Below are 23,422 nucleotides of genomic sequence, written 5' to 3'. Positions count from 1 at the left end.
AGGACTCTTACTGTTACAGGTCACTTAGCCCCAGCTCTTTTAACAGATCATCAAAACTCTGACCGTTCATCTGCTCGGACATCTGGTTGAGTTGCTGTCTGTAGGTAGGATCAGTAAGAATAGTATGCATAGATGAAACAAAAACAATGTAACCTAGAACTATACCGATAGTTCCATATATAATTCCGCGCTTTGCCTGAGGGAGAAGCTTTTTCTCTAAACCCTTAGACAAAATGCCAAGGACAACTGCCACTCCTCCAAGGACGATGCCTATATTCATGACAAAACAAAGAGGAATAGCTATAAGTCCTGTAACAAGAGCTACAGTGGCCATGTTTACGTGGCTGTCAAGCTGATTGTGACTCTTGTTGTAGTTGTAATTATTGTAGTAGTACTTATCATCCCCGTTATCGCCCATACAAAACTCCTCGCGAACATAATTTCATACATTAAATATACAATATTAACCGCTTTTTTACAATGTTTGGGCCTTTATGTAAGTCTTGAAAACAGTGCAAAATGCTTGGTATAATAGGGGAGTGTGCTGATTTATAGAATTTTCAGCAAAAATTTATTATTAAATAGCTTTTTATAAGCGAGGGAAGTATGGATATTGTATTAAAGATCAAAGAAGAACTTAACGTGGAAAAGTGGCAGGTAGAGGCTGCTGTCAAACTTATTGACGAAGGCAACACCATCCCATTCATTTCTCGTTACAGAAAGGAAGTAACGGGCTCACTTAATGATGAGCAGCTTCGTAATCTTGATGAAAGGCTTAAGTATTTAAGAGGCCTTGAAGAGCGCAGAGAGCAGGTACTTGCTTCTATTGAAGAACAGGGCAAGATGACTGACGAACTCAAAGCCAAGATCATAGCTGCAGAAACAATGGTAGCTCTGGAGGATCTTTATCTTCCATACAGACCAAAGAGAAAGACAAGAGCCAGCGTCGCAAGAGAAAAGGGACTTGAAGGTCTTGCAAATATTCTTTTGGCGCAGGAAACAACAAAGCCGCTCCAGGAGGAGGCTGCTGCATTCGTTGACCCTGAAAAAGGAGTTAATGACCCTGCTGAGGCACTTCAGGGAGCTATGGATATCATAGCTGAGGATGTTTCTGATAACGCTGACTTCAGAACATACATAAGAGAAACTACAATGGAGCAGGGCGTGCTTACCAGTAAGGCCAAGGATGAGAAGGCTCAGAGCGTGTACGAGATGTACTACAACTACGAAGAGCCTGTTAAAAAAGTTCTCGGACACAGAGTACTTGCTCTTAACCGTGGAGAGGCAGAGAAGTTCCTGGTTGTTAAGATTGAGGCACCCGAAGAGCAGATTTTGCAGTACCTTGACAAAAAGATGCTCAAAAACGACAATCCTGTCACAACTCCTGTAATAAAAGAAATCAACCAGGATGCATATGAAAGACTTATTGCTCCTGCTATCGAGCGTGATATCAGAAACGAGCTCACAGAAAAGGCTGAGGATGGCGCTATTTCCGTATTTGGCAAAAACCTCACTCAGCTTCTTATGGCACCACCTATTGCCGGCAAGACAGTCCTTGGCTGGGACCCTGCTTTCAGAACAGGCTGCAAGCTCGCAATCGTAGATGCAACAGGTAAGGTCCTTGATACAAAGGTCATCTATCCTACAGCACCTCAGAACAAAGTTGAGGAGGCTAAGGTCGAGCTTAAAAAGCTCATCGACAAATATGACGTTGACCTTATTTCAGTTGGTAACGGTACTGCTTCAAGAGAGTCAGAGCAGGTTATTGTCGAGCTGATAAAAGAGCTGGATAAGCCTGTTCAGTACGTAATCGTAAGTGAGGCAGGTGCTTCAGTTTACTCAGCAAGTAAGCTTGCTACAGAGGAATTCCCACAGTTTGATGTAGGACAGCGTAGCGCAGCTTCAATTGCCAGAAGACTTCAGGATCCTTTGGCAGAGCTTGTTAAGATCGATCCTAAGTCAATCGGTGTTGGTCAGTACCAGCACGACATGAACCAGAAAAAACTTGGAGAAGCCCTTGAAGGTGTAGTAGAGACCTGCGTTAACAAAGTTGGTGTAGACCTCAACACAGCATCAGCTCCACTTCTTCAGTACATTTCAGGTATCAGCAAAGTTATTGCCAAGAATATTGTTGAATATAGAGAAGAAAACGGTAAGTTTAACAGCAGAGCAGAGCTTTTAAATGTACCAAAGCTCGGGCCTAAGGCATATGAGCAGTGTGCAGGTTTCTTAAGGATTGCTGACGGCGAGAACCCTCTCGATGCCACAAGTGTTCATCCTGAATCCTATGATGCTACATTAAAACTCATGGATAAGCTTGGAATCACATTTGATGATGTAAGACAGGCTCAGAAGAACGCTGCCAAGGCTTCACTTGAAAAGCCTTCAGCTAAAAAGGAAGAAAAGCCAAAGCCACAGAAAAAGGCAAAGCAGGTAGTTATCAGAAATACAAGCACAGCTATGGGTGCGGCCCTTGCTGCAGCTCTTGCAGGAAGTAACCTTGCTGTCACAGAAGCGGAGGTTTCAAATTCAAAGAAGGAAAAAGAAACTGAGAATACTTCAAATACAGCTCTTGCAGCAGGATCACTGTCAAAGAAAGTATCTGAGTCAGATAAAAAGAAACTTGCAGAGGAACTTGGAATCGGTGAGATCACACTTACAGATATCCTCTCAGAGCTTGAAAAACCATCAAGAGACCCTCGTGAGAATATGCCTGCACCAATCCTTAGAAGCGACGTCCTTGATATGAAGGACTTAAAGCCGGGAATGGTACTTAAGGGAACAGTAAGAAACGTAATCGACTTTGGATGTTTCGTAGATATAGGTGTTCACCAGGATGGACTTGTTCATATCTCACACATCACAGACAAGTACATCAAACACCCTCTTGAGGCAGTAAGCGTAGGAGATATTGTAGATGTTCAGGTTCTTGATGTTGAGCTTGATAAAAAGAGAATTTCTCTTTCAATGAAGCTTCAGGATCCTGCAAAGGTTGCTGCAGAAGCTGCTGCAAAAGCTGCAGAGAGACCTGCACCAAAGGTAAAAGCAGAGGATAAGGCTTCAAAGCCTGCACCAAAGAGAACTTCAGTTGTTGATCAGGTTGCAAAGGCAGCAGGAGTAACCAAGAAAGCTGCTCCTGTTAAAAAGACTGCTGCTCCAAAGGCAGTATCAGCGCCTGCAGAAGCTGCAAAGCCTGCAGCAACAACTACTGAGGCTCCTAAGAAGTTCAAGAAAAAGGGCATTGTCATTTTTAAAGGAAATGCTAACGACTAATACAAAAAAATGATATAATTATTTTGGAATCTTGTTAATCATATAATGATGCCGGTGAAAGTAATTTTGCCGGCATCATCATCTTAAGAGAGGCAGATTGCAAAATGGGCGAGTTATTTGAATTTTTAAAAAGTGCTGTCAAACAACTAATTAGTAACAAAACCCGAACGCTGATGACGATGCTGGGCATTATCATCGGTATTGCATCTGTGGTCATAGTAGTCACTATGGGAAATGGTATGACGGATTTTCTGGTCAGAGAACTGGATAGCGTTATGCCTAATACCGGTGATATCTCAATGAATGTCAACAAAACAACAGAAAGAATAACACGTGAGGATCTTAAGGAAGTAAAAGAGCGTGTTCCGGATATATATGGCATCACACCCGTTTTATCTCCTGAGTATGAGTCAGTAAAGATCAAAACAAAAAGAGGATCTTATCTGGCAGCTATCGTCGGCAGATCAGAGGGGGGACTTTATGCTCAAGGACCTGTAATGGCAGCCGGATCATATTTTACTGAGCAGCAGGTGGACAATGCAGCAAGGATATGCGTAATTAACGATACAGATGCTGACAAAATATTTGGCACGCGAAATTGTATCGGTATGGATATTGAGATTACTATTGGTGCAAAGTCTGCAACTTATACCGTAGTAGGACTGAGACAAAATACTGCTTCAGTAGTTTTTAGTATGTTCGATGATCCGGGGGATGAATATATGGCATCTGTTGAAGTTCCATATACCTCCTACTGCGCAGATTACAACGTCAATGCCGATGCTTTGACCAGAGTCAGTGTATATGCACATCCTGAGCGCCTTTCAGAGCTTTCGGAACAGGCAAGAAATGTCATAGCCCAGAACCATATGATAAGGGATAAAGAACTGATTCCGCTTAGAGTATATGAGGGACTAAGCGATGTTTTTGGCAGTGTCATGAACAGCGCTCGTGTGTTCATGATCCTGATAGCTATCATTTCATTGGTGGTAGGCGGAATTGGCGTTATGAACATTATGCTTGTCTCAGTTACAGAGAGAACAAGGGAGATAGGTATCAGAAAATCCATAGGTGCAAGGACCGGAGCGGTTATGATACAGTTCCTGGCTGAATCAGCTTTTTTGACTCTTCTTGGAGGAATTCTTGGAATTGTTGTAGGACTTATCGCAGCGAAGATTGGCTGTAATTTCCTGGGTTTCAAATTCATTATTTCTCCGATGGAAATTGTAATGGCAGCTCTTTTCTCTGTCATAATAGGAGTTTTCTTTGGTTTATATCCTGCTGCTAAGGCTTCCGGAATGAAACCCATAGATGCTCTTAGAAATCTCATGAGCGATGTCAAAAATACACGAGTAAGAGGTGGACTTACTATACTTGGTATTGTTATCGGTATTACAGCTGTTTTGGTTGTGCTTATCGTGAGTGATGGCTATGAGGCCCAGATGAAGGCAGATCTTAATAAGAGGGCAGCAGGCATAATTTTAAAAGTCGATCAGACCAAAACAGACAAGTTCATAACACGCGATGTTTTAAAAGCGCTTGAGGATCTTTATGCCGGGGATATTTATGGAATAGATATGCTTGAGGCTGTAGGCGGACCGGCCATGACCGTCAACAAGAGAGGAAAAGATGTGACTGCAGATCTTTTTGGTGATGGTGAGGCTCTTGGATATGAAAATGCCATGAAGCTCATTGTAGGAAGATACTACAGCTTTGAAGATATTTATGAGTGTAACAGGGTTTGTGTTATACCGGAGGTTACAGCAAAAGATATCTTTGGCTATACCAATGTTGTTGGAAAAGAACTGCCAATTACAATTGGACAAAAGTCATATAATCTGACAGTCGTGGGAGTTACTGAAAGTACGGCCTGGGACCTTGATAATGCAGCTACAGACTGTTATTTTGTCTACTTGCCTTTCACTACAGCCAGCGAGTTTTTGGGAAAAAATCCGGATCAGGTCGTTGCTTCCTGTAAGCTGGTCCTTGGTCATGACAGTGTTGATGATGCCCTTAAGAGACTCTCTTCCATAGCAGAAAATTTGCTGGAGGTAAGAGGAAAAGGGGCAATAACCATAACAAGAGAAGATACCATGAGTGGATTTGATAAGATAATCAAGGCCATAAAATATGTAGGTTCTGTTATAGCGGCTATATCAATAGTGGTAGGTGGAATTGGCGTCATGAATATCATGACTGTTACTGTCACGGAGAGAACAAGAGAGATTGGCATAAGAAAATCTATTGGTGCAAGAACGGGATATATCATGCTCCAGTTTTTGGGGGATGCATCAAGGCTTACTTTTATAGGTGGTCTCATAGGTGTGGCACTTGGACTTGGCTTATCCTATGTGGCATGCATGCTCGTAGGATTTCCATTTGTGGTAGACCCTGTAATGGTGGTGCTTGTGTCGGGAGCGTCTGTTGTACTTGGTATATTCTTTGGTATAAATCCGGCATATAAAGCCGCAAAACTAAAGCCAATCGATGCTCTCAGGACAGACTAAAAATCGATAAAAATTAAATATTTATAAACAAAAGCCATTTTGTTGACAGCTTTTTTCCACACGTAATAGAATATTCGTATAAACTTTCAACCGTAAATGAGCTGTTATGTTTTTAAGGAGGTATGGCAATGAACTTTACAAAGGAACAGATTGAGAAGGCTGCAAAATGTAAGAGTGTTGATGAGCTTTTAGAGCTTGCTAAGGCTGAGGGCATAGAACTTGCTAAGGATGAAGCTGAGAAGTATTTTGCACAGCTTTCAAATGGAGAGCTCAGCATCGATGATATGACAGATATTGCAGGTGGAGCATGCGGTGGAAATGTCTGTGCACAGTGCTAAGTTTAGTTTTTTGAATAAGAGGTGCAAAAAATGAGCGAAATCAAAGTGTCAAAAGAGCTTTTTCAGAAGCTTACAACTTGCAAAACTGCGCAGGAAGTTGTTGATCTTTGCAAAGCGGAGTCTATAGATCTCCCAATTGAAGATGCGGAGAAATTCATAGCACAGCTTTCAAGTGAAGAAATAAGTCTTGATAGCGCAGAGAAGATTGCGGGTGGCGAGCCTTGTGCCGGTGCAGTGTCTTTTGGTTGTGTAGGCATCGGTTTGTTCTAAGGGGAACATAATTTCAAAAAAAAACTAAACCCACATATGTATAAATATGTGGGTTTACTTAGTATATGGGGGTCATAATGGATAATTATCACTTGAGTAGGTATGACATGATCCTGCCATTTGAAGATGTGGAAGGAAAGGCTCTTTTAGCAAATGGGGTTTATGGAGCCTATGACGTTGTTCCATTATCATGCATAGATAGTCTTAAATCGGAAGGACAGGGGCTTGATGAAGAGCTTTCTGAAAGACTTAAGAAAAGGGGGCATCTGGTAAAAGAGTCAGATGAGGAGGAGCTAAAGAACGCCTCTCTTTTGACCAGGTGCTGGTGGCTTCTGCCCTACAGGTCCATTATTGATCTGGTTATAATGCCAACTTATAACTGTAATTTCAGATGTGATTACTGCTATGAGCGTAAGCGTCTTGAAAAAGGTAATGAGTGGCTTGGACACTCAATGAGCGATGAGGTTTTAGATGCGGTATTTGCTCAGGTTGATGAGTATATAAGACAGGGCAGGCGCATAAGAAATGTCTTTTTATATGGCGGAGAGCCGCTTCTTAGAACCAACAAAAAGCAGGTGGAGTATATAATAAATGCCTGTCATGAAAGAGAGATCAAGCTTATATGCGTCACAAACGGATATGACCTTGATGAGTATATAGATATATTGGAACCTGACTGGTTCGATTTTATTCAGATAACTGTCGATGGGCCGAGAGAAGTTCACGACAAGAGGCGATATCTGGCCGGTGGTCAGGGCAGTTATGAGAAAATAATGAAGAATATTTCCCTTGTGCTCAAAAAGGGCATACGGGTTCATCTTAGAACTAATATAAACAGATCTAATTTAGAAAGTGTAATGAAGCTCCCAGAGGAGTTTGAAAAAAGAGGATTCTTAGAGTATCCGAATTTCTACTGGTATTTCAAAGCTACAATAGGCTGCTTTGAAGATGATCCACAAAATGCCATAACGGATCTTGAGATGTATGAGACCATGAAGGCATCAGGTATAGATAAAAAAACGGCTTTGCAGCACTGCATGCTATATGGACAGATCACGAGAAGGGTTGGAGGTGCACTTGCAAAAGAGACATATCCCCCACTTCGTCCTGCAGCTTGTGGAGCTGAGTCAGATATGCTTGTAGTAGACCCTGACGGCAAGTTATATACCTGTTGGGATGTGGTTTCAATGGAGGAATACACAGTAGGTTACACTGATCTTGAAGCAAAGAGTTTTCGCTTCGATCTTAATTTCCCCAAATGGAGAGGACGTACAGCTGACAGGCTTGAGGACTGCGAAGCTTGTCCAATGATGATGGTTTGCGGCGGTGGATGTGCCATTGAAAGCGAACACGCATATGGAACTATGAACAAAGGATTCTGCGGAACCTTTAAAGAAGCCTTCGAAGAGGTTGTTCCTTATATTTGCAGCAAAAAATATAAAGAAAGCGGAGAAAAAGAGCTATCCGGAAGCTGGTACGACCTTCTTTTGAACATTACAGATGAAGAAAAAGAGCTTCTTTTATCCACAATGTCGCAGCTCGAAGCTCAGAAAATCTTAAAGAAGTACCTTAACAGATATGAAAGGATTTTCAGGTGATCCTTCAGGGAGGATAGATGTTTTTTGGCTTAAAACAACCATGGTGCCTAAGAGGTTACCAAAAAGATCTTATGCTACTTGAAAAGTCCGGTGAACTGGACCTTCCATACAGACTTACATTTCCGCTCTTTGATCTTCTGAATAAATGCGATGGGGTAACTGATATTGAAATCGAAGAAGGCAGCAGGCAAGAGCAGGTTATAAAAAAATATATGGAAATGGGAGTCCTTGAAAAGACGAACAAACCAAAAGAAATTGAAACCTGGCAGAAGTATAAGCACTTTGATAACAGGCGTATTCCTCGCGGTTTTTTTAGTGTGACAGGAAGGTGCAATTTAAACTGTATCCACTGCTTTTCCGCTACCGAATATGGGAAAGTTCCCTTTGAATTTTCTTTTGACCAGATAACTTATATTCTTGACCAGTATAAAGACTGTGGTATCAGAAAGCTCACAATAACAGGAGGAGAGCCACTTCTTCGCTCTGATTTTACAGATATCATAAAGGCCATGGCAGACAGGAATATGGAAATGTTCCGCCTTTACACAAATGGAATGTTTCTTGATGAAAGGATAGTAAAAAGCCTTAAAGAAAACGGTTTAAATCCGCAGATTGTAATAAGCTTTGATGGTGTGGGAACTCATGACTGGATACGAAATTATAAGGGAGCCCAAAAAAAAGCGGAGGAATCCATAGCATTTGCACTGGATAGCGGCTTTGAGGTGAAGGCCAATGTCAATGTGAATTCCAAGACGGCAGAGAGACTCCCTGAAACTGCCCACTATCTCTATGATCTGGGAATACGATCTATCTTTTTCATAAGGACCAGTGAAGGCCCAAAGTGGATAAGGAGCGGATATGGAAGTTTGTCAGCAGAGGATTATTGGACGGTAATGCTTGAGGTAATGTCAAGTATCAGACAGGAGAATAAAAAAGATCTTGAGATCGTCTGGTTTAACGGCCCGACACTTACAAAAGGCATAACAGCAGAGGCGCTAAAAAGCGGATCTCCATACAGATATGAATCGGAGGATATCAAAAATTCTGCCTGGTGCTTTAAAGCGATAAATGATCTTTATGTATCATCTACAGGAATGGTATTCCCATGTGATGGCTGCGAAGGCGTTGCACTTCAGACAGGATGGCTTGGAGAGGATTCCAATATTCTAAAAAGACCCCTTAGAGACATCATTAATGATTCGCATTATTCGGAAATTATGAGAATGACTTCGGAAGAAGTAATAGAACATTCAAAAGACTGTAAAGGCTGCGACTGGGAAGAAAGGTGCCATGGCGGAAACTGTCGTGTGTGCGGAATGCTCTATAAGGCAGTTGCAAACGGATATACCTTTGAGAACTGCGATATTGATATAAAACTTCCGGCGCCTTTAACATGTACTTTTTACAAAAAGGGTTACTACGAGAAACTTCTAAAGATATTAGAGGAATAGCCTGATGGGAAATGTGGATGTTGTGCAATGGATGATAACGGGCAACTGCAACTATCACTGCAGCCACTGTTATCTTGGTGAAGATAACAGAACTGAACCGGATATTTCCCGCCTTTTATCTGATATTGAATACTTTAAGGATTATGGGATCAAGAAGGTGGTTCTGACAGGAGGAGAGCCTCTTATCAGAAAAGATTTGGGACAGCTTTTGAGAGCACTTTTTGATGCTGACATTAAAGTGACCGGAATAATCACAAATGGAGCGCTAGTAACAAAAGAGCTCCTGGGCATGCTTAGAGACTTTGGGAATGAAACCACCTTCAGCATCAGCTATGACGGTGATGAAACGCATGATATTGTGAGGAATTTTAAGGGGGCAAAAGAAAAGACGCTGGCAGCATTTGATCTTTGCAGAGAGGAAGGCTTTGAGACAGCAAGCGATATGACCTTCTATAAAGGAAATGCAGAGAATCTAAGAGAGAGTATAAAAACTCTGCAAGAGTATGGCTGCAGTTCTCTTAAGGTTTCACCTCTTATAATGGCAGGCAATGCCCTAAAAGGAAATCAGCTCAAAATGCTTACCCCATCTGAGGTGTTAGATGCATTTTGTGAGTATATCCCCTTTTATTTTGTGGATAACATCAAAATGAAAGTATTTCTCAGTGCATATTTCTATGGAGATGGCCAGAATGGAATATGGGATATACCGGTAGAGCGCTTTAAGATGTACGTGGATGACTGTGATAAAGCAATGTGTGCCAAGGAAGAAACAGTTCCTTTTTTGTATGTGGATGACAGACTCCTTCCCTGTGCGGGAATTGCCGGGGTTAAAGAGGCACGGGAGTCCATGCAAAAGATATCCGAAGGTGGGATAGAAAAAGCCATAAAGTCCTCGGGATACATGAACTTTATGGGGTATACACTAAGCGAGCATGCGCGTTTTAATCCGGAATGCAAAGAATGTGGGTATCTCAAGACCTGTATGGGAGGGTGCCGCATCATCGCAGGAATTGAAGGGTTTGGACTTCATGGTAAGGACAGGTACTTTTGTACCTATTTTAAGGAAGGTTATCTTAATAAAGTAAAGGCAGCAGTGCAGCTGGGAAAGAGCCTGGCAGCCCTTGGATAGGAGGACTAAATGAAATTTATAATGGCTTACAGCGGGGGAAAAGATTGTACCTTATGTCTGGATAGACTTATTCGTCAGGGACATGAGCCGGTAGCTCTTTTTACTACGGTTACAAGAAGAGGCTTTAACTACAATCATGGCATCAGAAGGGATGTTTATGAGAAGTATGAGGAGCTTTTAGGAATACCTGTCATATTCTGTGAAACAGACGAACTTCACAACGAGGACGATATGTACAATGTCTTGAAAGAGGCCATTGAAAAGTATCATGCGGATGCCATGGTCACAGGTGATATTTACAGAGAGGATGTGGCTGACTGGAACAGGCATCTGGCAGAGCGTCTTAATATTGAGCTTTTATGCCCTCTGTGGAATGAGTCATCAGAAAGCATACTAAATGAAGTTCTTGACAGAGGATATAAATTCTTAATTAAAGCCGTTAAAACAGATTATCTTGATCCGTCTTATATAGGAAAGCAGATAACCAAAGAACTTATAGAAGATTTCAGGCAAAAGAAAATTGATGTTTGCGGAGAAGATGGTGAATATCATTCAATCACGGTTGACGGACCAATATTCAAAGCTCCGATGAAGGTGGTGTTTAAAGAGCCTATAGCAGGTGGTGGAAGAGCTATGAGCGATGTTCTGTTGGAAGGGTGACACAAGATGATTCGAAAAGGTAAGGAAAGAGACCCGGGGGAAACTGTAAGAATAGTAAAAGATGCCTTCGAGTCCATAGGAATAGAGACAAAAACAAAAGAGTATAAGGCGGGAAATGAGCTTTTTAGCGTCCTTTTATATGACCCTGTTTGCAGATGGCAGGTCTGGGGAAAAGGTGCCAGCAAAGAATTTGCCATGGCAAGTGCCTATGGTGAAGCTGCTGAGAGGCTGCAGAACCGGGCCTTGTACAGGACAAGCCTTGGGAGCGAGAACATCAAAAGATGGCCTGATGAAAAGAGATTTCCTGCGTCTAAGATCTGGGAAAATGAGGATATTGCAAGAGATTTTCGAAATTCTTCAAGTGATCCCGATGACCACTCCAAAGAGGAATTTGTCAAAGAATATACGGGGCAGGAAGAGGTATCTTTTGTCCCATATTATAGTGTGAAAACAAGGCAGCAGGTCTATATGCCAGAGGACCTGTTAAATATACTTTCGGGTAGTAACGGCATGGCCTCAGGCAATACCCAGGAAGAGGCTGCAACGCAGGCTTTGTGCGAGGTTATTGAGAGATATGCCAAGTTTGAGATCATATTAAAAGAGCTGACTCCGCCCCGGATAACAATTGATGAGATCAGGGAGAGGGTGCCACGTCTTGCAGATCTTATAACTGATATAGAGAAACAGTCAGGATGCAGCCTTATAGTGCGGGATGCATCCCTTGGTAAAAAGCTTCCTGTCATCAATGTTGTTCTGGTAGACAGGCAAAGTGGGAAGTATTCTTCAAGATTTGGTTCACATCCGCTCTTTGAGATCGCGCTGGAGAGATGCCTTACGGAAATGGCCCAGGGATGGAAGGATTTAAAGACGAGGCAGTACATGGTCTCCTGGCCACAGGAATGCGGCAATGTTTTGGGATTTAGAAATCTCTCAGATTCATTTAGAAATGACTGTGCTGATCTTCCCGATGCCTTTTTTGCAGGGAAACCATCATGGGAATATAAAAGCTGGGAAGAGAAGGACACAGGCAATAGCGAATGGACTCAGCACCTTACAGACATTCTCTTAGGACTTTCAGGGGATGTGTACATAAGAAAATATAAATACGCAGGTATTTATTCAGTGCGTATTTATGCGCCGGGGGTATCAATCCTCCCATTTAAATTTGGAAAAAGAAATCTTCAGTATTCGAAAATCCGCGATATAGTCCACAGCGCTGCGGCATTATCGGAAGTAACTGAGGCTGAAAGGGCAAAAGAGATTCTTTTTGCCATAACAGACGACTCGTCCGCTGTATGTGCAAGAAGCGATATGAGGGATATGCCCTTGCCATGCAGTATTTTAAAAGCTCTTTTGGCAATCATGACAGGGGATAAAAATAATGCCGCTTCATTTTTAGAGGGAGAACAGGGAAGACATGAACAGTGTCTTTTGCAGTATCTAAGGCTTGAAATGTCCGCCAAGGACAAGGAAACAATAAAGAGTCTTATAGAGTTTTTCTTTGATGAAAAGATATATGAACAGGTCTTCAGAGTAATGGATGGGCCTTCTAATGAGGCATTAAAGAACTGGTTTGATCATTCAGCCCTGACAAGCAGCATGCTTTTTGCAAAGAAAGAGGCTGAGAACGAGGAATTACAAAAGGTAAGAAGACGTCAGGAACTGATGCTGATAGAAAGTATGACCGAGAACATGTTGGTACAAAATGGAATCAGAGGAGACTAATGGAAGTCTTATTTGTAAACGGAATGGAGCTTACCAAGTCAGGAAACGCCACGCCGCATATTGGACAGATCATATTAAAGAACATCATTTCAGAAAAGTATGACACGGAGATTTTGAGCTTTGACAATCTCGTTGCAAAAGGTGAGTTTGACATTAACAAAACCCCTGATGATCTTATCGACGAAATGGCGGAGGTAATCCTTGAAAAGAAGCCGGAGGTCGTGGGCTTTTATACAATATGCAACACCTTTCATATGGTGGTGGCGGTATCAGAGGTTATAAGGAAAAGAAACAGAGACATATTTATTTTCTATGGCGGTCCCCATGCGACGCTAACCGCCAAAGAATGCCTTGAGACCTTTGATTTTGTAGACCTCATATGCCTGGGCGAGTCTGAAAAGAGCATATTGCCCCTTATGGATGAAATCTTTGGTAAAAGAGATTTTTCATCTGTTCCGGGAGTTTCGTATCGATACGGAAATGAGATAAGGCAAAATCCATGTGCACCTCTTTTAGCTGACGATGAGCTAACTAATTACACCCAGTACGATCTGGGAGAAATTCTTAAACATAAAGATGCAAGAGTAATGATAGAGGGAGGAAGAGGGTGTCCGTTTCAGTGCACCTTTTGCTCCACTTCCAGGTTCTGGAAAAGGCAGTTTCGTGTTAAGCCCGTTCCTGTCCTGATTTCTGAAATGGACAAATACTATGAGATGTATGGGATTCGCAGCTTTTCCATTCAGCACGATATGTTCACTGCAAACAGAAAGCATCTGGTCAGCTTTTGCAATTCACTTATAGAAAAAGGCAGCCCCTATGTATGGAGATGTTCATCAAGAGTAGATGTTCTTGACCATGAAGTGATAGAGCTCATGAAAAGGTCCGGGTGTCTTGAAATATATCTTGGCATTGAGACCGGATCTGAGAGAATGCAGAAGGTTATAAAAAAGAATCTGAACCTTGATAATGCCATGGATATGATAACTTTCATGATTAGGCAGGGGATTGTTCCCACAGTTTCTTTTATTTATGGCTATCCTGATGAAACCATCGAAGATTATGAAAAGACACTTACAATGCTAAGAAAGGTCTTTTTAACAGGAAAGGCAACTGTGCAGCTTCACAAATTCTTTCCGCTTCCAGCAACGGAGGAAGCAGATAAGATTGCAGACAGAGCATATTTTGACTTTGAAAAAGTGGATTTAAGTATTTTTAACAGGGCAGTTTGTGGAAAAAGATGTAAAGATCTCATAAGGCAGAACAAAGAGCTTTTCCTTCAGTTTTACACCTTCGATTCTGAGGTGAGGATCAAGTATCCCTATATTGAGTCTGTAGTTATGCTGCTTAGCATGTTTGCCGGAAGGTTTTACATGACCCTGTACCAGATCATGAACAAATATGAGATACATGATATTTATAAGAAGTACGAAGATGACTTCGAAATGCTGTTTTTTAAGTATTATGAACTTGTTACTCAAAGTGAGCTTCTTGATAAGCTTGAAATTGTGCTTAAGAAAATAGTGGATAATGAGCACAATGATGGATGGTCAGATCTGTTTAGATTTGAAAAGGCAGTGTTTGATTATACAGCTTCCGGTAAAAAGGAGGTTGTGGTTATGGATTTTGACAATGATATCATGACCTATTTAAGAAGCGGAAATGTAGTAAAGGAGCCTACAAGACTCATGCTGATGCGTGAGGAAAACGGTGGTATCAAGCTAAAAAGAGTCCCGGTTAACGTAAGCTTTATTGCTTAGAAGGAGCTATGTTGTATGAATACTATTAATGCCAGTGAAAAAAGAGAAGAGGTGCGCCTTAAGTCACCGGAAAAACTTGGGGCATATATGCACGCTGTAAGACCTTCTGTGTGGGGCATATTGCTTGCAATAACTATTTTGCTCATAGGGTTCTTTTACTGGGCGGCATATGGAGAAATAGAAATATCAGTTACCACAATGGCTTATGTAGACGATGATGATGTCATGTGCTGGGTAGAATATGCAGATGCAATGAATATCCATTCGGGGATGAAGGTAATATGCAACAGTACTAACGGAACAGTAGTAAGAATTGACGGCAATGGAATGAATATAAGGGATATTGCAGAGGCTGTCGGTGATTATAACATCCAGGCGATGATGATCAGAGATAATGAGGTGTATTACAGAGTGGACATCAAGCTTGAAGAAGTACTTCACGATGGTGTTGAAGACGTCAAGATAATCGAACGAGAGATAACTCCTGGTGAGTATATTCTTAACTATAGGGGTGGAGAATGGGAATAAAACAAGTTAAAGGTCCTTTGACGAAAGGAGTTGCAAGAGTCCCGATAGTTATGCAGATGGAGGCAGTAGAGTGCGGGGCAGCATGCCTTACCATGATATTTGCCTATTATGGGAGGTACATTCCTTTAGAGAAAGTCCGTGAGGACTGCGGTGTATCAAGGGATGGGTCGAATCTTAAAAACATGTATCTTGTGGCGCAGAATCAGGGATTTGAAGCAAAGGCATTTAAGCTGGAGTATAACAGGCTTAAGGAAAGGGCTTCGTTTCCTTGTATTGTTTTTGTTGAAGGAGGACATTTTGTCGTTTTAAATGGCTTTAAAAAGAATGCTGTATATATCAATAATCCGGCAAAAGGAATAATCAAAATGCCTGAGCAGGACTTTATTGCAATGTATTCAGGCTTTTGTATGACGCTTAAACCTACTGACAAATTTGAGCCTTATGGCAGACCGGTCACGATTTTCGATTTTGTCAAAAATCAGCTTAAAGGCACAGGCAAAATGGTTGCGCTTGTACTTCTGACCACACTTATCATGACACTTGTTAATATGTGCCTTCCGGGAATCGACAGGTTTTTTGTGGACCAGATACTAGTTAAGTCCGGTGTTACAGTTGGATTGCTTTTTTACACAATGTATTTAACTCTTGTTGTCATACAGCTCATTGCTCTGTGGATAAAATCAGCTTATATGATAAAGCTTCAAGGTAAGATGTCTATTACTGCTTGTACTACTTTTGTGTGGCATCTTATGAGTTTGCCCTGTCGCTTTTATGAACAGAGAATGACTGGCGATCTTTTGGAAAGATATAACTCAAACCAGGAGCTTGCAACCAATATAATAAATAATATTACCCCGGTAGTCCTCGATGTGGCGTCGCTTTTGTTCTATGCCCTTATGATGGTGAGCTATAGCCCTTTGCTGGCTGGAATTGGTATTTTTTCTGTGCTCGTCAATCTTTTTATCACCAGAGCTATTTCTAATCAGAGAACCAATATTACAAGGGTTATGGCTAAAAATACAGCAGCATTAAACGTTGCCACACTAAGCGGAATTGAAATGATCGAGACCATAAAATCATCAGGTGTTGAGAATAACTTTTTTCAGAACTGGGCAGATATTTATGGTGATTACTCCGAGCAGAATATGAATCTGTCAAAGCTTGCCGTCAGATTTGGTCAGATTCCGGACATGATCTCGATGCTGACTTCAAATATTGTAATAATAATCGGCGCTATATGGGTTATGCATGGGAACTGGACCATCGGTATCCTGGTTGCTTTTAATGCGTATCTTTCCTCGTTTAGTGCACCTGCCAAGTCAGTAGAAAATGTCTCGAAAGTATTTTTAGAGATGAAGACTGAAACAGAGCGTGTTCAGGACGTCATGCACTATAGCAGGGAATATGACCTCAGCAAGGATGAAATTGAGAAAGGGAAAAGCTACCGCAAACTTGGCGATAGACTAGAACTAAAAAATATAACCTTTGGCTACAACAGGTTGCTGCCGCCTCTTCTTAAGGATTTTTCACTTGTTCTTGAAGCAGGTAAGAGCATAGCTATAGTAGGCGGATCCGGAAGTGGCAAGAGTACAGTGGCTAAGCTTATTTCCGGACTACAGACCCCATGGAGCGGGAGCATAATGCTTGATGGAACTGACATAGAGAATATTCCCAGAGAAATCCGTGCCATAAGTATAGGGTATGTTACTCAGGACACTACCTTTTTTGAGAGTTCTATCGGAGATAATATCAGGATGTATGACGATACGGTTGAAAGCTATGATGTTATCCTGGCTGCAAGGGATGTAAAGATACATAAGGACATTCTTTCGCGTGAAGGTGGATATAGTGCTGAGCTTAAAGAAAGAGGAGCCAATTTCTCCGGAGGTCAGAGACAGCGCATGTCTATTGCAAGAATTCTTGCAAGAAATCCAAGGATACTCATTCTTGATGAGGCAACTGCAGCGCTGGATGCTGAGACAGAATACGGAGTAATGAAAGCTATATATAACAGGAATATTTCAACAGTGGTAATTTCGCATCGTTTATCTATTATACGTGACTGCGATGAGATCATTGTACTTGAAAAGGGCGTGATAGTTGACAGGGGCAGGCATGAGTATCTGATGGAGCATTGCCCATATTATGCAAGCCTTGTTACAAGCGTTTAACAGTTAAATGGTCAGATGATGTGAGGTGTTATATTGAGCACAAAAAGTTTCAATACGGAAACTGAATTACTGTTTAACAGAATAGAGGAAGACGAGCAGAATCTTTCGGACGCTCTCATAGGCCTTACTGAAGTGGTTGAAGGTAAGAAGGCATTTTCAGGCTTTGGAAGGAACTATCTTTCATCTGTAACAGCGGATGTTGTGGAGCAGATTCTTTTATATTCCGGAAAACCGGAAAGAGTCGACCCGGAAGAGTTCAGCGGTAAAACCGAGGAAGAAAGGATACATATTCTGACCAGATTTTTTGATAAAAGAGGCCTGAGTATCCACGAGGTTCAGTTAAAAAAAGGGTGGTCGGAAAATGCACTTGGTCCAATGATCATTTCTGACAATGAGAAGAGGATATTTGCTGCTATTCCAAATTTATTAGGAAATTATCACTACGTAGATTATAAAAGCGGAAAAAGTGTAAAGATTACCAAAAAGAATGAAGATAAGTTTGATAGAACAGGAATTTGTTTTCTTCGCCAGTTTGAGAAAAAGAAACTTGGTATCAAAGATCTTCTTTTGTTTATGGTGAAGTCTTTGATTGTTTCTGATATAGTTATGGCCATTGTTCTTGGGCTATTTGCAATACTTGTGAGCCTTATAGTCCCGTTTCTTATCAGGTCTTTGTTCTTTAATCTTGATGATTATAAAAGCACCACTCCGATAATTGCTTATCTTGTATTTATGGTGTGTACATCTCTTTCTGTGACACTTTTCAGGACTGTCCAGTCGCAGATGATCTACAGAATGGCTTCGAAGGTAGATCGCGACACAAGAGCTGCGACAATGGAAAGAATGCTTTCACTCCCCACAGATTTTTTCAAGAATCATTCAGCAGGTGCCATAGCCAAGCGAATGCAGATATTCCCGATGCTTTGCGAGAGTCTTATTACCGGAGTTTTTACGACCGGTCTTATGACTATTCTAAGTATCTTTTACATTTTCCAAATATATAATCTTGGTGGAAATCTGTTTGTAGTGGCATCTGTGACTACTATACTTAATATTGGCCTGACATTTCTGATAATCAGGAAAAAGAGTGATGTGAATAGCCGAAGGATTGAATATGCAACCAAAGATAATGCTATTTTGGTTTCTATGATGAATGGTATCCAGACCCTTAAAGTAACATCTTCTGAAAGGAGATTATATACTCAGTGGCTCAAGATATTTAAGCAGGAAGCAGTAGCTGAGTACAGACCCGGATTCATTGTTGTATATGGTAACGTACTGGTAAATGCAGTCTCACTTATAGGAATTCTTTTTACTTACATTGCTGCAAATCAGATGCAGATGTATACGAATTACTATATTGCTTTTACTGCAGTTTACGGTATGCTCACGGGAGTTTTTACGCAGCTTCAGGACACAGTTCCTAATGCAGCACTGGTAGTACCTATACTAAAATCTTTGGAGATACTTTTTGAGGAGAAGCCGGAAGAAAGTGATAACAATGAGCTGCAGCACGTGGTGCCAAACAGAATAGAGTTTGATAATGTTTCTTTTAAATATGCGGAAAACCTGCCTCTTGTAATAAAGAAACTGAATCTCAGTATAAAAGAGGGAGAGTACGTTGCCATAGTTGGAAAGAGTGGCTGTGGAAAAAGCACGATAATGCGTCTCATTTTGGGATTTGAACAGTGTACTCTTGGTAGTATTTATATAAACGGAGTAAATATTAAGAGCATTGATAAAAAGTCTCTTCGCAGAAGTTATGGCGTTGTCATGCAGGACAGCCGACTGTTTTCAGGCACTATTTTTAAAAACATATCTATAGCTAATCCTCAAATGACAGAGGAAGAGGCCTGGGAAGCGGCGCGAAAAGCTGGAATTGCTGATGATATTGAAAACATGCCTATGAAGATGCACACAATCGTGGATGAAAATGCATCCTGTATATCAGGAGGTCAGAAGCAAAGAATTATTATTGCCAGAGCTTTGGCGGGAAATCCCAAACTTCTTTTGTTTGATGAGGCGACCAGTGCACTTGATAACATTACACAGAAGGTGGTATCGGATTCCCTTAGTGAACTGAAGTGCACAAGAATAGTAATAGCTCATCGACTCTCTACTATTAAAGATTGTGATCGCATAATAATGATAGATGATGGAAATGTTGCTGAAATGGGAACCTATGAACAGCTTATGGCTAAAAATGGCAAGTTCGCTCAAATGGTGGAAAGACAGAAGCTGTGATGAGATAAGGAGGCATGTCGTTTGCGACATGCTTTCTTCATGCAAATAAATAGTTAGAGAAAAGCAAAATCTGCAATGATAGTTTTATACAAAGTATGTATAATTAACATGTGGAAAATGTAAGAGTATTGTTTTCACAGAGTTGGTAGATCAGAGAAGAAAGAAAATTACTTTTATAAAATAGGAGGAAGGTATGTTTTTTATAGGTGTAGATTTGGGGACTTCATCTGTTAAGCTCGTGCTTATGGATGAAAAGGGAACTATTCATGGAACAACTTCAAGGGAATATCCTTTGTATTTTCCACAGCCGGGCTGGTCAGAACAGAACCCTGAAGACTGGTACAGAGAGGCTGTAGATGGTCTTAAGGAACTTCTTAAAGATGTGGATAAAACACAGGTTGCAGGCATCAGCTTTGGCGGACAGATGCACGGACTTGTTATCCTTGATGAGAATGACAATGTTATCCGTCCTGCTATTCTTTGGAATGACGGAAGAACACAGAAACAGGTTGATTATTTAAACGGCGAGATTGGAAAAGACAAGCTTTCAGAGTACACAGCCAATATCGCATTTGCAGGTTTCACAGCTCCTAAGATCCTTTGGGTTGAGGAGAATGAGCCTGAAAACTTCAAAAAGATCAAAAAGATAATGCTTCCTAAGGATTATCTTGCATATAAGTTTACAGGAACATGCTGCACAGATTATTCAGATGCTTCAGGAATGCTTCTTCTCGATGTTAAGAACCGCAAGTGGTCTAAGGAGATGTGCGATATCTGCCATATTACTGAGGATATGCTTCCACAGCTATTTGAAAGCTATGAGAAGGTTGGGGAACTTACAAAAGAGCTCTCTTCCGAACTTGGCTTAAATGCAGGAGTTGTAGTGGCAGCAGGTGCTGGAGACAACGCAGCAGCCGCAGTTGGAACAGGTACAGTTGGCAACAACAGATGTAATATTTCACTTGGAACAAGCGGAACCATCTTCATGTCAGCTGACTCATTTGCAGTAGACAAGAACAATGCACTTCATTCTTTTGACCATGCAGATGGACATTTCCACCTTATGGGATGCATGCTCAGCGCAGCAAGCTGCAACAAGTGGTGGATGGATGAAATCCTTAAGACCAAGAATTATGCCGATGAGCAGAAGGGGATTGAGAAGCTTGGTGAGAACCACGTATTCTTTTTACCATATCTCATGGGAGAGAGATCACCATGGAACAATCCTAACGCACGTGCCACATTTACAGGCATTACAATGGATACAACAAGAGAAGATATGACTCAGGCTGTTCTTGAGGGCGTTGCTTTTGCTACAAGAGATATGTATGAAGTTGCAAAGTCTATCGGAGTTGCGCCAAAGAGAACAATGATCTGCGGCGGTGGCGCAAAGAGCCCTCTCTGGAGAAAGATGATCGCTAACATCCTCAACATCGAAGTTGATGTTCCTGCCTGCGAGGAAGGACCTGGAATGGGTGGCGCAATGCTTGCAATGGTAGCCTGCGGAGCTTACAAGAGCGTTGAAGAGGCAGCAGCTGCAATCGTTAAGGTTGATAAGACTGAGAAGCCAGATCCTGAGCTTGTTGCAAAGTATGAGGCAAGATACCAGCAGTTTAAGAACATCTATCCTGCACTTGCTGATACTTTTGACAAGATCATCTGATAGTTTGATGACATATGAGCATGCCTTTGATAAGGCTATCTGATAGGTGGCTATCATTTGTTTATAATTTTATAAGACAAATGTTATCATTTGCCCTATTGATTTTATGATCTATATAAGGTAATATTTAGGCGGATATAGCAATATATCCGCTTTTACAATTTATTGTTCTCTTATTCAGAGTGGTGGAGGTACATAGGACCTATGAAGCCACGGCAACCCCTTGATCATTCAGGAAGGTGCCAACCTGAGCGTGCAATTCCGTTTTTTCGGACTACGAGCAATAAGAGGGACTTGTGATGATTAGTTCCACTCATTTGTGACTTGCACGCGTCATAAATCGAGTGGATTTTTTAGTGCCTAAAATGGCACAGAAAGGTATTATATGGATAAATTTATTTTCACATCAGAATCAGTAACAGAAGGACATCCTGATAAAATATGCGATAACATTTCAGACGCAATTCTTGATGCATGCATGGAACAGGATCCTATGAGCCGTGTTGCCTGCGAGACAGCAGCTTGTACAGGTTTCGTTCTTATTACAGGTGAGATCACAACAAAGGCTCACGTTGACTACGCTAAGATTGCCCGTGAGACAATCAAGGAAATCGGATATGATGATTCATCAAAGGGATTTGATGGAAACACATGCGCAGTACTTGTAGCTCTTGATCAGCAGTCAGCAGATATCGCTATGGGCGTTGACAAGGCTCTTGAAGCAAGAGAGAACCAGATGACTGATGAAGAGCTTTCAGCTATCGGTGCCGGTGACCAGGGTATGATGTTTGGTTATGCTACAAACGAGACAGATGATTATATGCCTTACGCTATCAGCCTTGCTCACAAGCTTACAAAGAAGCTTACAGAAGTAAGAAAGAACGGAACACTTCCATATCTTAGAGCAGACGGTAAGAGCCAGGTTTCTGTTGAGTATGATGAGAATGGAAAAGTTAAGAGACTCGAAGCCATCGTAATTTCAACTCAGCATGATGAGAAGGTTACTCAGGAGCAGATCCATGAGGATATCAGAAAGTACGTTATTGATGCGGTAGTTGACGGTGCTATGGTTGATGATGCTACTAAGATCTATATCAATCCTACAGGCCGTTTCGTTATCGGTGGACCTCAGGGTGATGCAGGACTTACAGGTCGTAAGATCATCGTTGATACATACGGCGGAGCTGCTCGTCACGGCGGCGGAGCTTTCTCAGGAAAGGACTGCACAAAGGTTGACCGTTCTGCAGCATATGCAGCAAGATATGTAGCAAAGAATATCGTGGCAGCAGGCCTTGCAGACAGAGCAGAGATCCAGCTTTCATATGCTATCGGTGTAGCAGAGCCTACATCAATTCTTGTAGATACATTCGGAACAGGTAAGGTTTCTGATGAAGTTCTTACAACAGCAGTACGTAAGGTATTCGACCTTCGTCCTGCAGGAATCATCAAGATGCTCGACCTTCGTCGTCCTATCTACAAGCAGACAGCAGCTTACGGACACTTCGGCCGCAACGACCTTAACCTTCCTTGGGAGCAGACAGACAAGGTTGAAGAGCTCAAGGCAGCAGTTATGTAATATAAATGCAATAAGAACTATCATGAGCCAATTGGAATGTTTCATGTTGACTTTGGAATATTACATGTTGATTTTTGGTAGGATAAAAATTCGTCCTCAGCCACCCTGTATGGGTTGGCTGAGGATTTTTTTGTAATCTCAGCTTGTTGGTAAGACCATCTCTCTGGACTTTCTTGGAAAAGTTTATATTGCTGCTCCGTACGCCCCCATTGACTGAACCTGCGGAAAACGCCCTGGTCTGCGTGCCGACGGTGAGGATGATGGGAACAGTAGAGGTGGCCGGAAGTTTTTTAAGCGCTATATGCCCAAATCATCCTTTTCATCTAAACATCAATGATTGTTTTATAAAAGAAAGCATGTGTACAGAAAAAAGATGCTCGCGTCATGTCGAAAAAGATGCACAAGACATGAATAATAGAATAAATGCCAGATTTCATGCCAAACGATTCTATTCAAGGCATGAAATTATGAGAAAAATCTGACACAGCATGTCGAATTACTAAGCAAAGACATGGTATCTGAGTCAAAATCA

Annotated in this window: 16 protein-coding genes and 1 riboswitch; of the genes, 15 read left to right on the top strand and 1 reads right to left on the bottom strand. The window is 41.5% G+C overall.

The genetic code is table 11. From position 1 onward, the window contains the following. Positions 1-13 precede the first annotated feature (13 nt). The gene (locus G585_RS0101265) at positions 14-418 is read right to left on the bottom strand and encodes a hypothetical protein (protein WP_022772413.1); all 405 of its coding nucleotides are present in this window, start codon (positions 416-418) and stop codon (positions 14-16) included. Positions 419-606: 188 nt separating this feature from the next. Here G585_RS0101265 and G585_RS0101260 point away from each other — a divergent pair, with 188 nt between their 5' ends. From G585_RS0101260 to metK, 15 genes are all read left to right on the top strand, one after another. Next, positions 607-3,273 (top strand): Tex family protein, encoded by a 2,667-nt coding sequence (locus G585_RS0101260; protein ID WP_022772412.1) that lies wholly within the window; start codon positions 607-609, stop codon positions 3,271-3,273. A 104-nt stretch (positions 3,274-3,377) separates the two neighbouring features. Beyond that, complete coding sequence (locus tag G585_RS0101255; RefSeq protein WP_081644729.1) at positions 3,378-5,780, top strand: ABC transporter permease; 2,403 nt, start codon at positions 3,378-3,380, stop codon at positions 5,778-5,780. Between the two features lie 128 nt (positions 5,781-5,908). Beyond that, the gene (locus G585_RS0101250; RefSeq protein WP_022772409.1) at positions 5,909-6,118 is read left to right on the top strand and encodes a hypothetical protein; all 210 of its coding nucleotides are present in this window, start codon (positions 5,909-5,911) and stop codon (positions 6,116-6,118) included. Positions 6,119-6,148: 30 nt separating this feature from the next. Further along, the gene (locus G585_RS0101245) at positions 6,149-6,388 is read left to right on the top strand and encodes a hypothetical protein (protein WP_022772408.1); all 240 of its coding nucleotides are present in this window, start codon (positions 6,149-6,151) and stop codon (positions 6,386-6,388) included. Between the two features lie 77 nt (positions 6,389-6,465). Next, positions 6,466-7,986 carry a radical SAM/SPASM domain-containing protein gene (locus G585_RS0101240; protein ID WP_022772406.1) on the top strand — a complete coding sequence of 507 codons (1,521 nt, stop codon included), beginning with the start codon at positions 6,466-6,468 and terminating at the stop codon, positions 7,984-7,986. Positions 7,987-8,003: 17 nt separating this feature from the next. Then, positions 8,004-9,437 carry a radical SAM protein gene (locus tag G585_RS0101235; RefSeq protein ID WP_022772405.1) on the top strand — a complete coding sequence of 478 codons (1,434 nt, stop codon included), beginning with the start codon at positions 8,004-8,006 and terminating at the stop codon, positions 9,435-9,437. Positions 9,438-9,441: 4 nt separating this feature from the next. Further along, on the top strand, positions 9,442-10,566 hold the full coding sequence (locus G585_RS18635; RefSeq protein WP_022772403.1) for a radical SAM/SPASM domain-containing protein: 1,125 nt from the start codon (positions 9,442-9,444) through the stop codon (positions 10,564-10,566). A 9-nt stretch (positions 10,567-10,575) separates the two neighbouring features. After that, positions 10,576-11,226, top strand: a complete 651-nt coding sequence (locus G585_RS16695) for a hypothetical protein (protein WP_022772402.1) — start codon at positions 10,576-10,578, stop codon at positions 11,224-11,226. A gap of 6 nt (positions 11,227-11,232) precedes the next feature. Then, positions 11,233-12,951, top strand: a complete 1,719-nt coding sequence (locus G585_RS0101220; protein WP_022772400.1) for a YcaO-like family protein — start codon at positions 11,233-11,235, stop codon at positions 12,949-12,951. Further along, on the top strand, positions 12,951-14,708 hold the full coding sequence (locus G585_RS0101215) for a B12-binding domain-containing radical SAM protein (protein WP_022772399.1): 1,758 nt from the start codon (positions 12,951-12,953) through the stop codon (positions 14,706-14,708). Before G585_RS0101220 ends, G585_RS0101215 begins: the two co-directional genes overlap by 1 nt. A 15-nt stretch (positions 14,709-14,723) precedes the next feature. Then, entirely contained in the window at positions 14,724-15,236 is a 513-nt protein-coding gene (locus tag G585_RS0101210) for a hypothetical protein (RefSeq protein ID WP_022772397.1), read from the top strand. After that, the gene (locus tag G585_RS0101205; RefSeq protein ID WP_022772396.1) at positions 15,227-17,407 is read left to right on the top strand and encodes a cysteine peptidase family C39 domain-containing protein; all 2,181 of its coding nucleotides are present in this window, start codon (positions 15,227-15,229) and stop codon (positions 17,405-17,407) included. The genes G585_RS0101210 and G585_RS0101205 overlap by 10 nt, the downstream gene beginning before the upstream one ends. A 33-nt stretch (positions 17,408-17,440) precedes the next feature. Then, the gene (locus G585_RS0101200) at positions 17,441-19,651 is read left to right on the top strand and encodes an ATP-binding cassette domain-containing protein (RefSeq protein ID WP_022772395.1); all 2,211 of its coding nucleotides are present in this window, start codon (positions 17,441-17,443) and stop codon (positions 19,649-19,651) included. 193 nt (positions 19,652-19,844) lie between these two features. Further along, positions 19,845-21,314, top strand: a complete 1,470-nt coding sequence (xylB, locus tag G585_RS0101195) for a xylulokinase (protein ID WP_022772393.1) — start codon at positions 19,845-19,847, stop codon at positions 21,312-21,314. 170 nt (positions 21,315-21,484) lie between these two features. Then, a riboswitch (SAM riboswitch) is annotated at positions 21,485-21,604 on the top strand. Between the two features lie 95 nt (positions 21,605-21,699). After that, a complete protein-coding gene (gene metK / locus G585_RS0101190; RefSeq protein WP_022772392.1) occupies positions 21,700-22,890 on the top strand; it encodes a methionine adenosyltransferase in 1,191 nt (396 codons plus the stop codon). Positions 22,891-23,422: the final 532 nt, after the last annotated feature.

The sequence above is a fragment of the Butyrivibrio sp. AE2015 genome, from assembly GCF_000420825.1.
Taxonomy (GTDB): domain Bacteria; phylum Bacillota; class Clostridia; order Lachnospirales; family Lachnospiraceae; genus Butyrivibrio.
The sequence above is the reverse complement of the archived record's forward strand: the minus strand, read 5'-3'. Positions and strand labels throughout refer to the sequence as shown.

Excerpts from the sequence above, each read along its gene's own strand:
- G585_RS0101210 (WP_022772397.1), top strand. The coding sequence starts at position 14,724 with ATGAATACTATTAATGCCAGTGAAAAAAGAGAAGAGGTGCGCCTTAAG.
- G585_RS0101240 (WP_022772406.1), top strand. The coding sequence starts at position 6,466 with ATGGATAATTATCACTTGAGTAGGTATGACATGATCCTGCCATTTGAA.
- G585_RS0101265 (WP_022772413.1), bottom strand. The coding sequence starts at position 418 with ATGGGCGATAACGGGGATGATAAGTACTACTACAATAATTACAACTAC.
- G585_RS0101245 (WP_022772408.1), top strand. The coding sequence starts at position 6,149 with ATGAGCGAAATCAAAGTGTCAAAAGAGCTTTTTCAGAAGCTTACAACT.
- G585_RS0101215 (WP_022772399.1), top strand. The coding sequence starts at position 12,951 with ATGGAAGTCTTATTTGTAAACGGAATGGAGCTTACCAAGTCAGGAAAC.
- metK (WP_022772392.1), top strand. The coding sequence starts at position 21,700 with ATGGATAAATTTATTTTCACATCAGAATCAGTAACAGAAGGACATCCT.
- G585_RS0101250 (WP_022772409.1), top strand. The coding sequence starts at position 5,909 with ATGAACTTTACAAAGGAACAGATTGAGAAGGCTGCAAAATGTAAGAGT.
- G585_RS0101205 (WP_022772396.1), top strand. The coding sequence starts at position 15,227 with ATGGGAATAAAACAAGTTAAAGGTCCTTTGACGAAAGGAGTTGCAAGA.
- G585_RS0101260 (WP_022772412.1), top strand. The coding sequence starts at position 607 with ATGGATATTGTATTAAAGATCAAAGAAGAACTTAACGTGGAAAAGTGG.
- G585_RS0101235 (WP_022772405.1), top strand. The coding sequence starts at position 8,004 with ATGTTTTTTGGCTTAAAACAACCATGGTGCCTAAGAGGTTACCAAAAA.
- xylB (WP_022772393.1), top strand. The coding sequence starts at position 19,845 with ATGTTTTTTATAGGTGTAGATTTGGGGACTTCATCTGTTAAGCTCGTG.
- G585_RS16695 (WP_022772402.1), top strand. The coding sequence starts at position 10,576 with ATGAAATTTATAATGGCTTACAGCGGGGGAAAAGATTGTACCTTATGT.
- G585_RS0101220 (WP_022772400.1), top strand. The coding sequence starts at position 11,233 with ATGATTCGAAAAGGTAAGGAAAGAGACCCGGGGGAAACTGTAAGAATA.
- G585_RS0101255 (WP_081644729.1), top strand. The coding sequence starts at position 3,378 with ATGGGCGAGTTATTTGAATTTTTAAAAAGTGCTGTCAAACAACTAATT.
- G585_RS18635 (WP_022772403.1), top strand. The coding sequence starts at position 9,442 with ATGGGAAATGTGGATGTTGTGCAATGGATGATAACGGGCAACTGCAAC.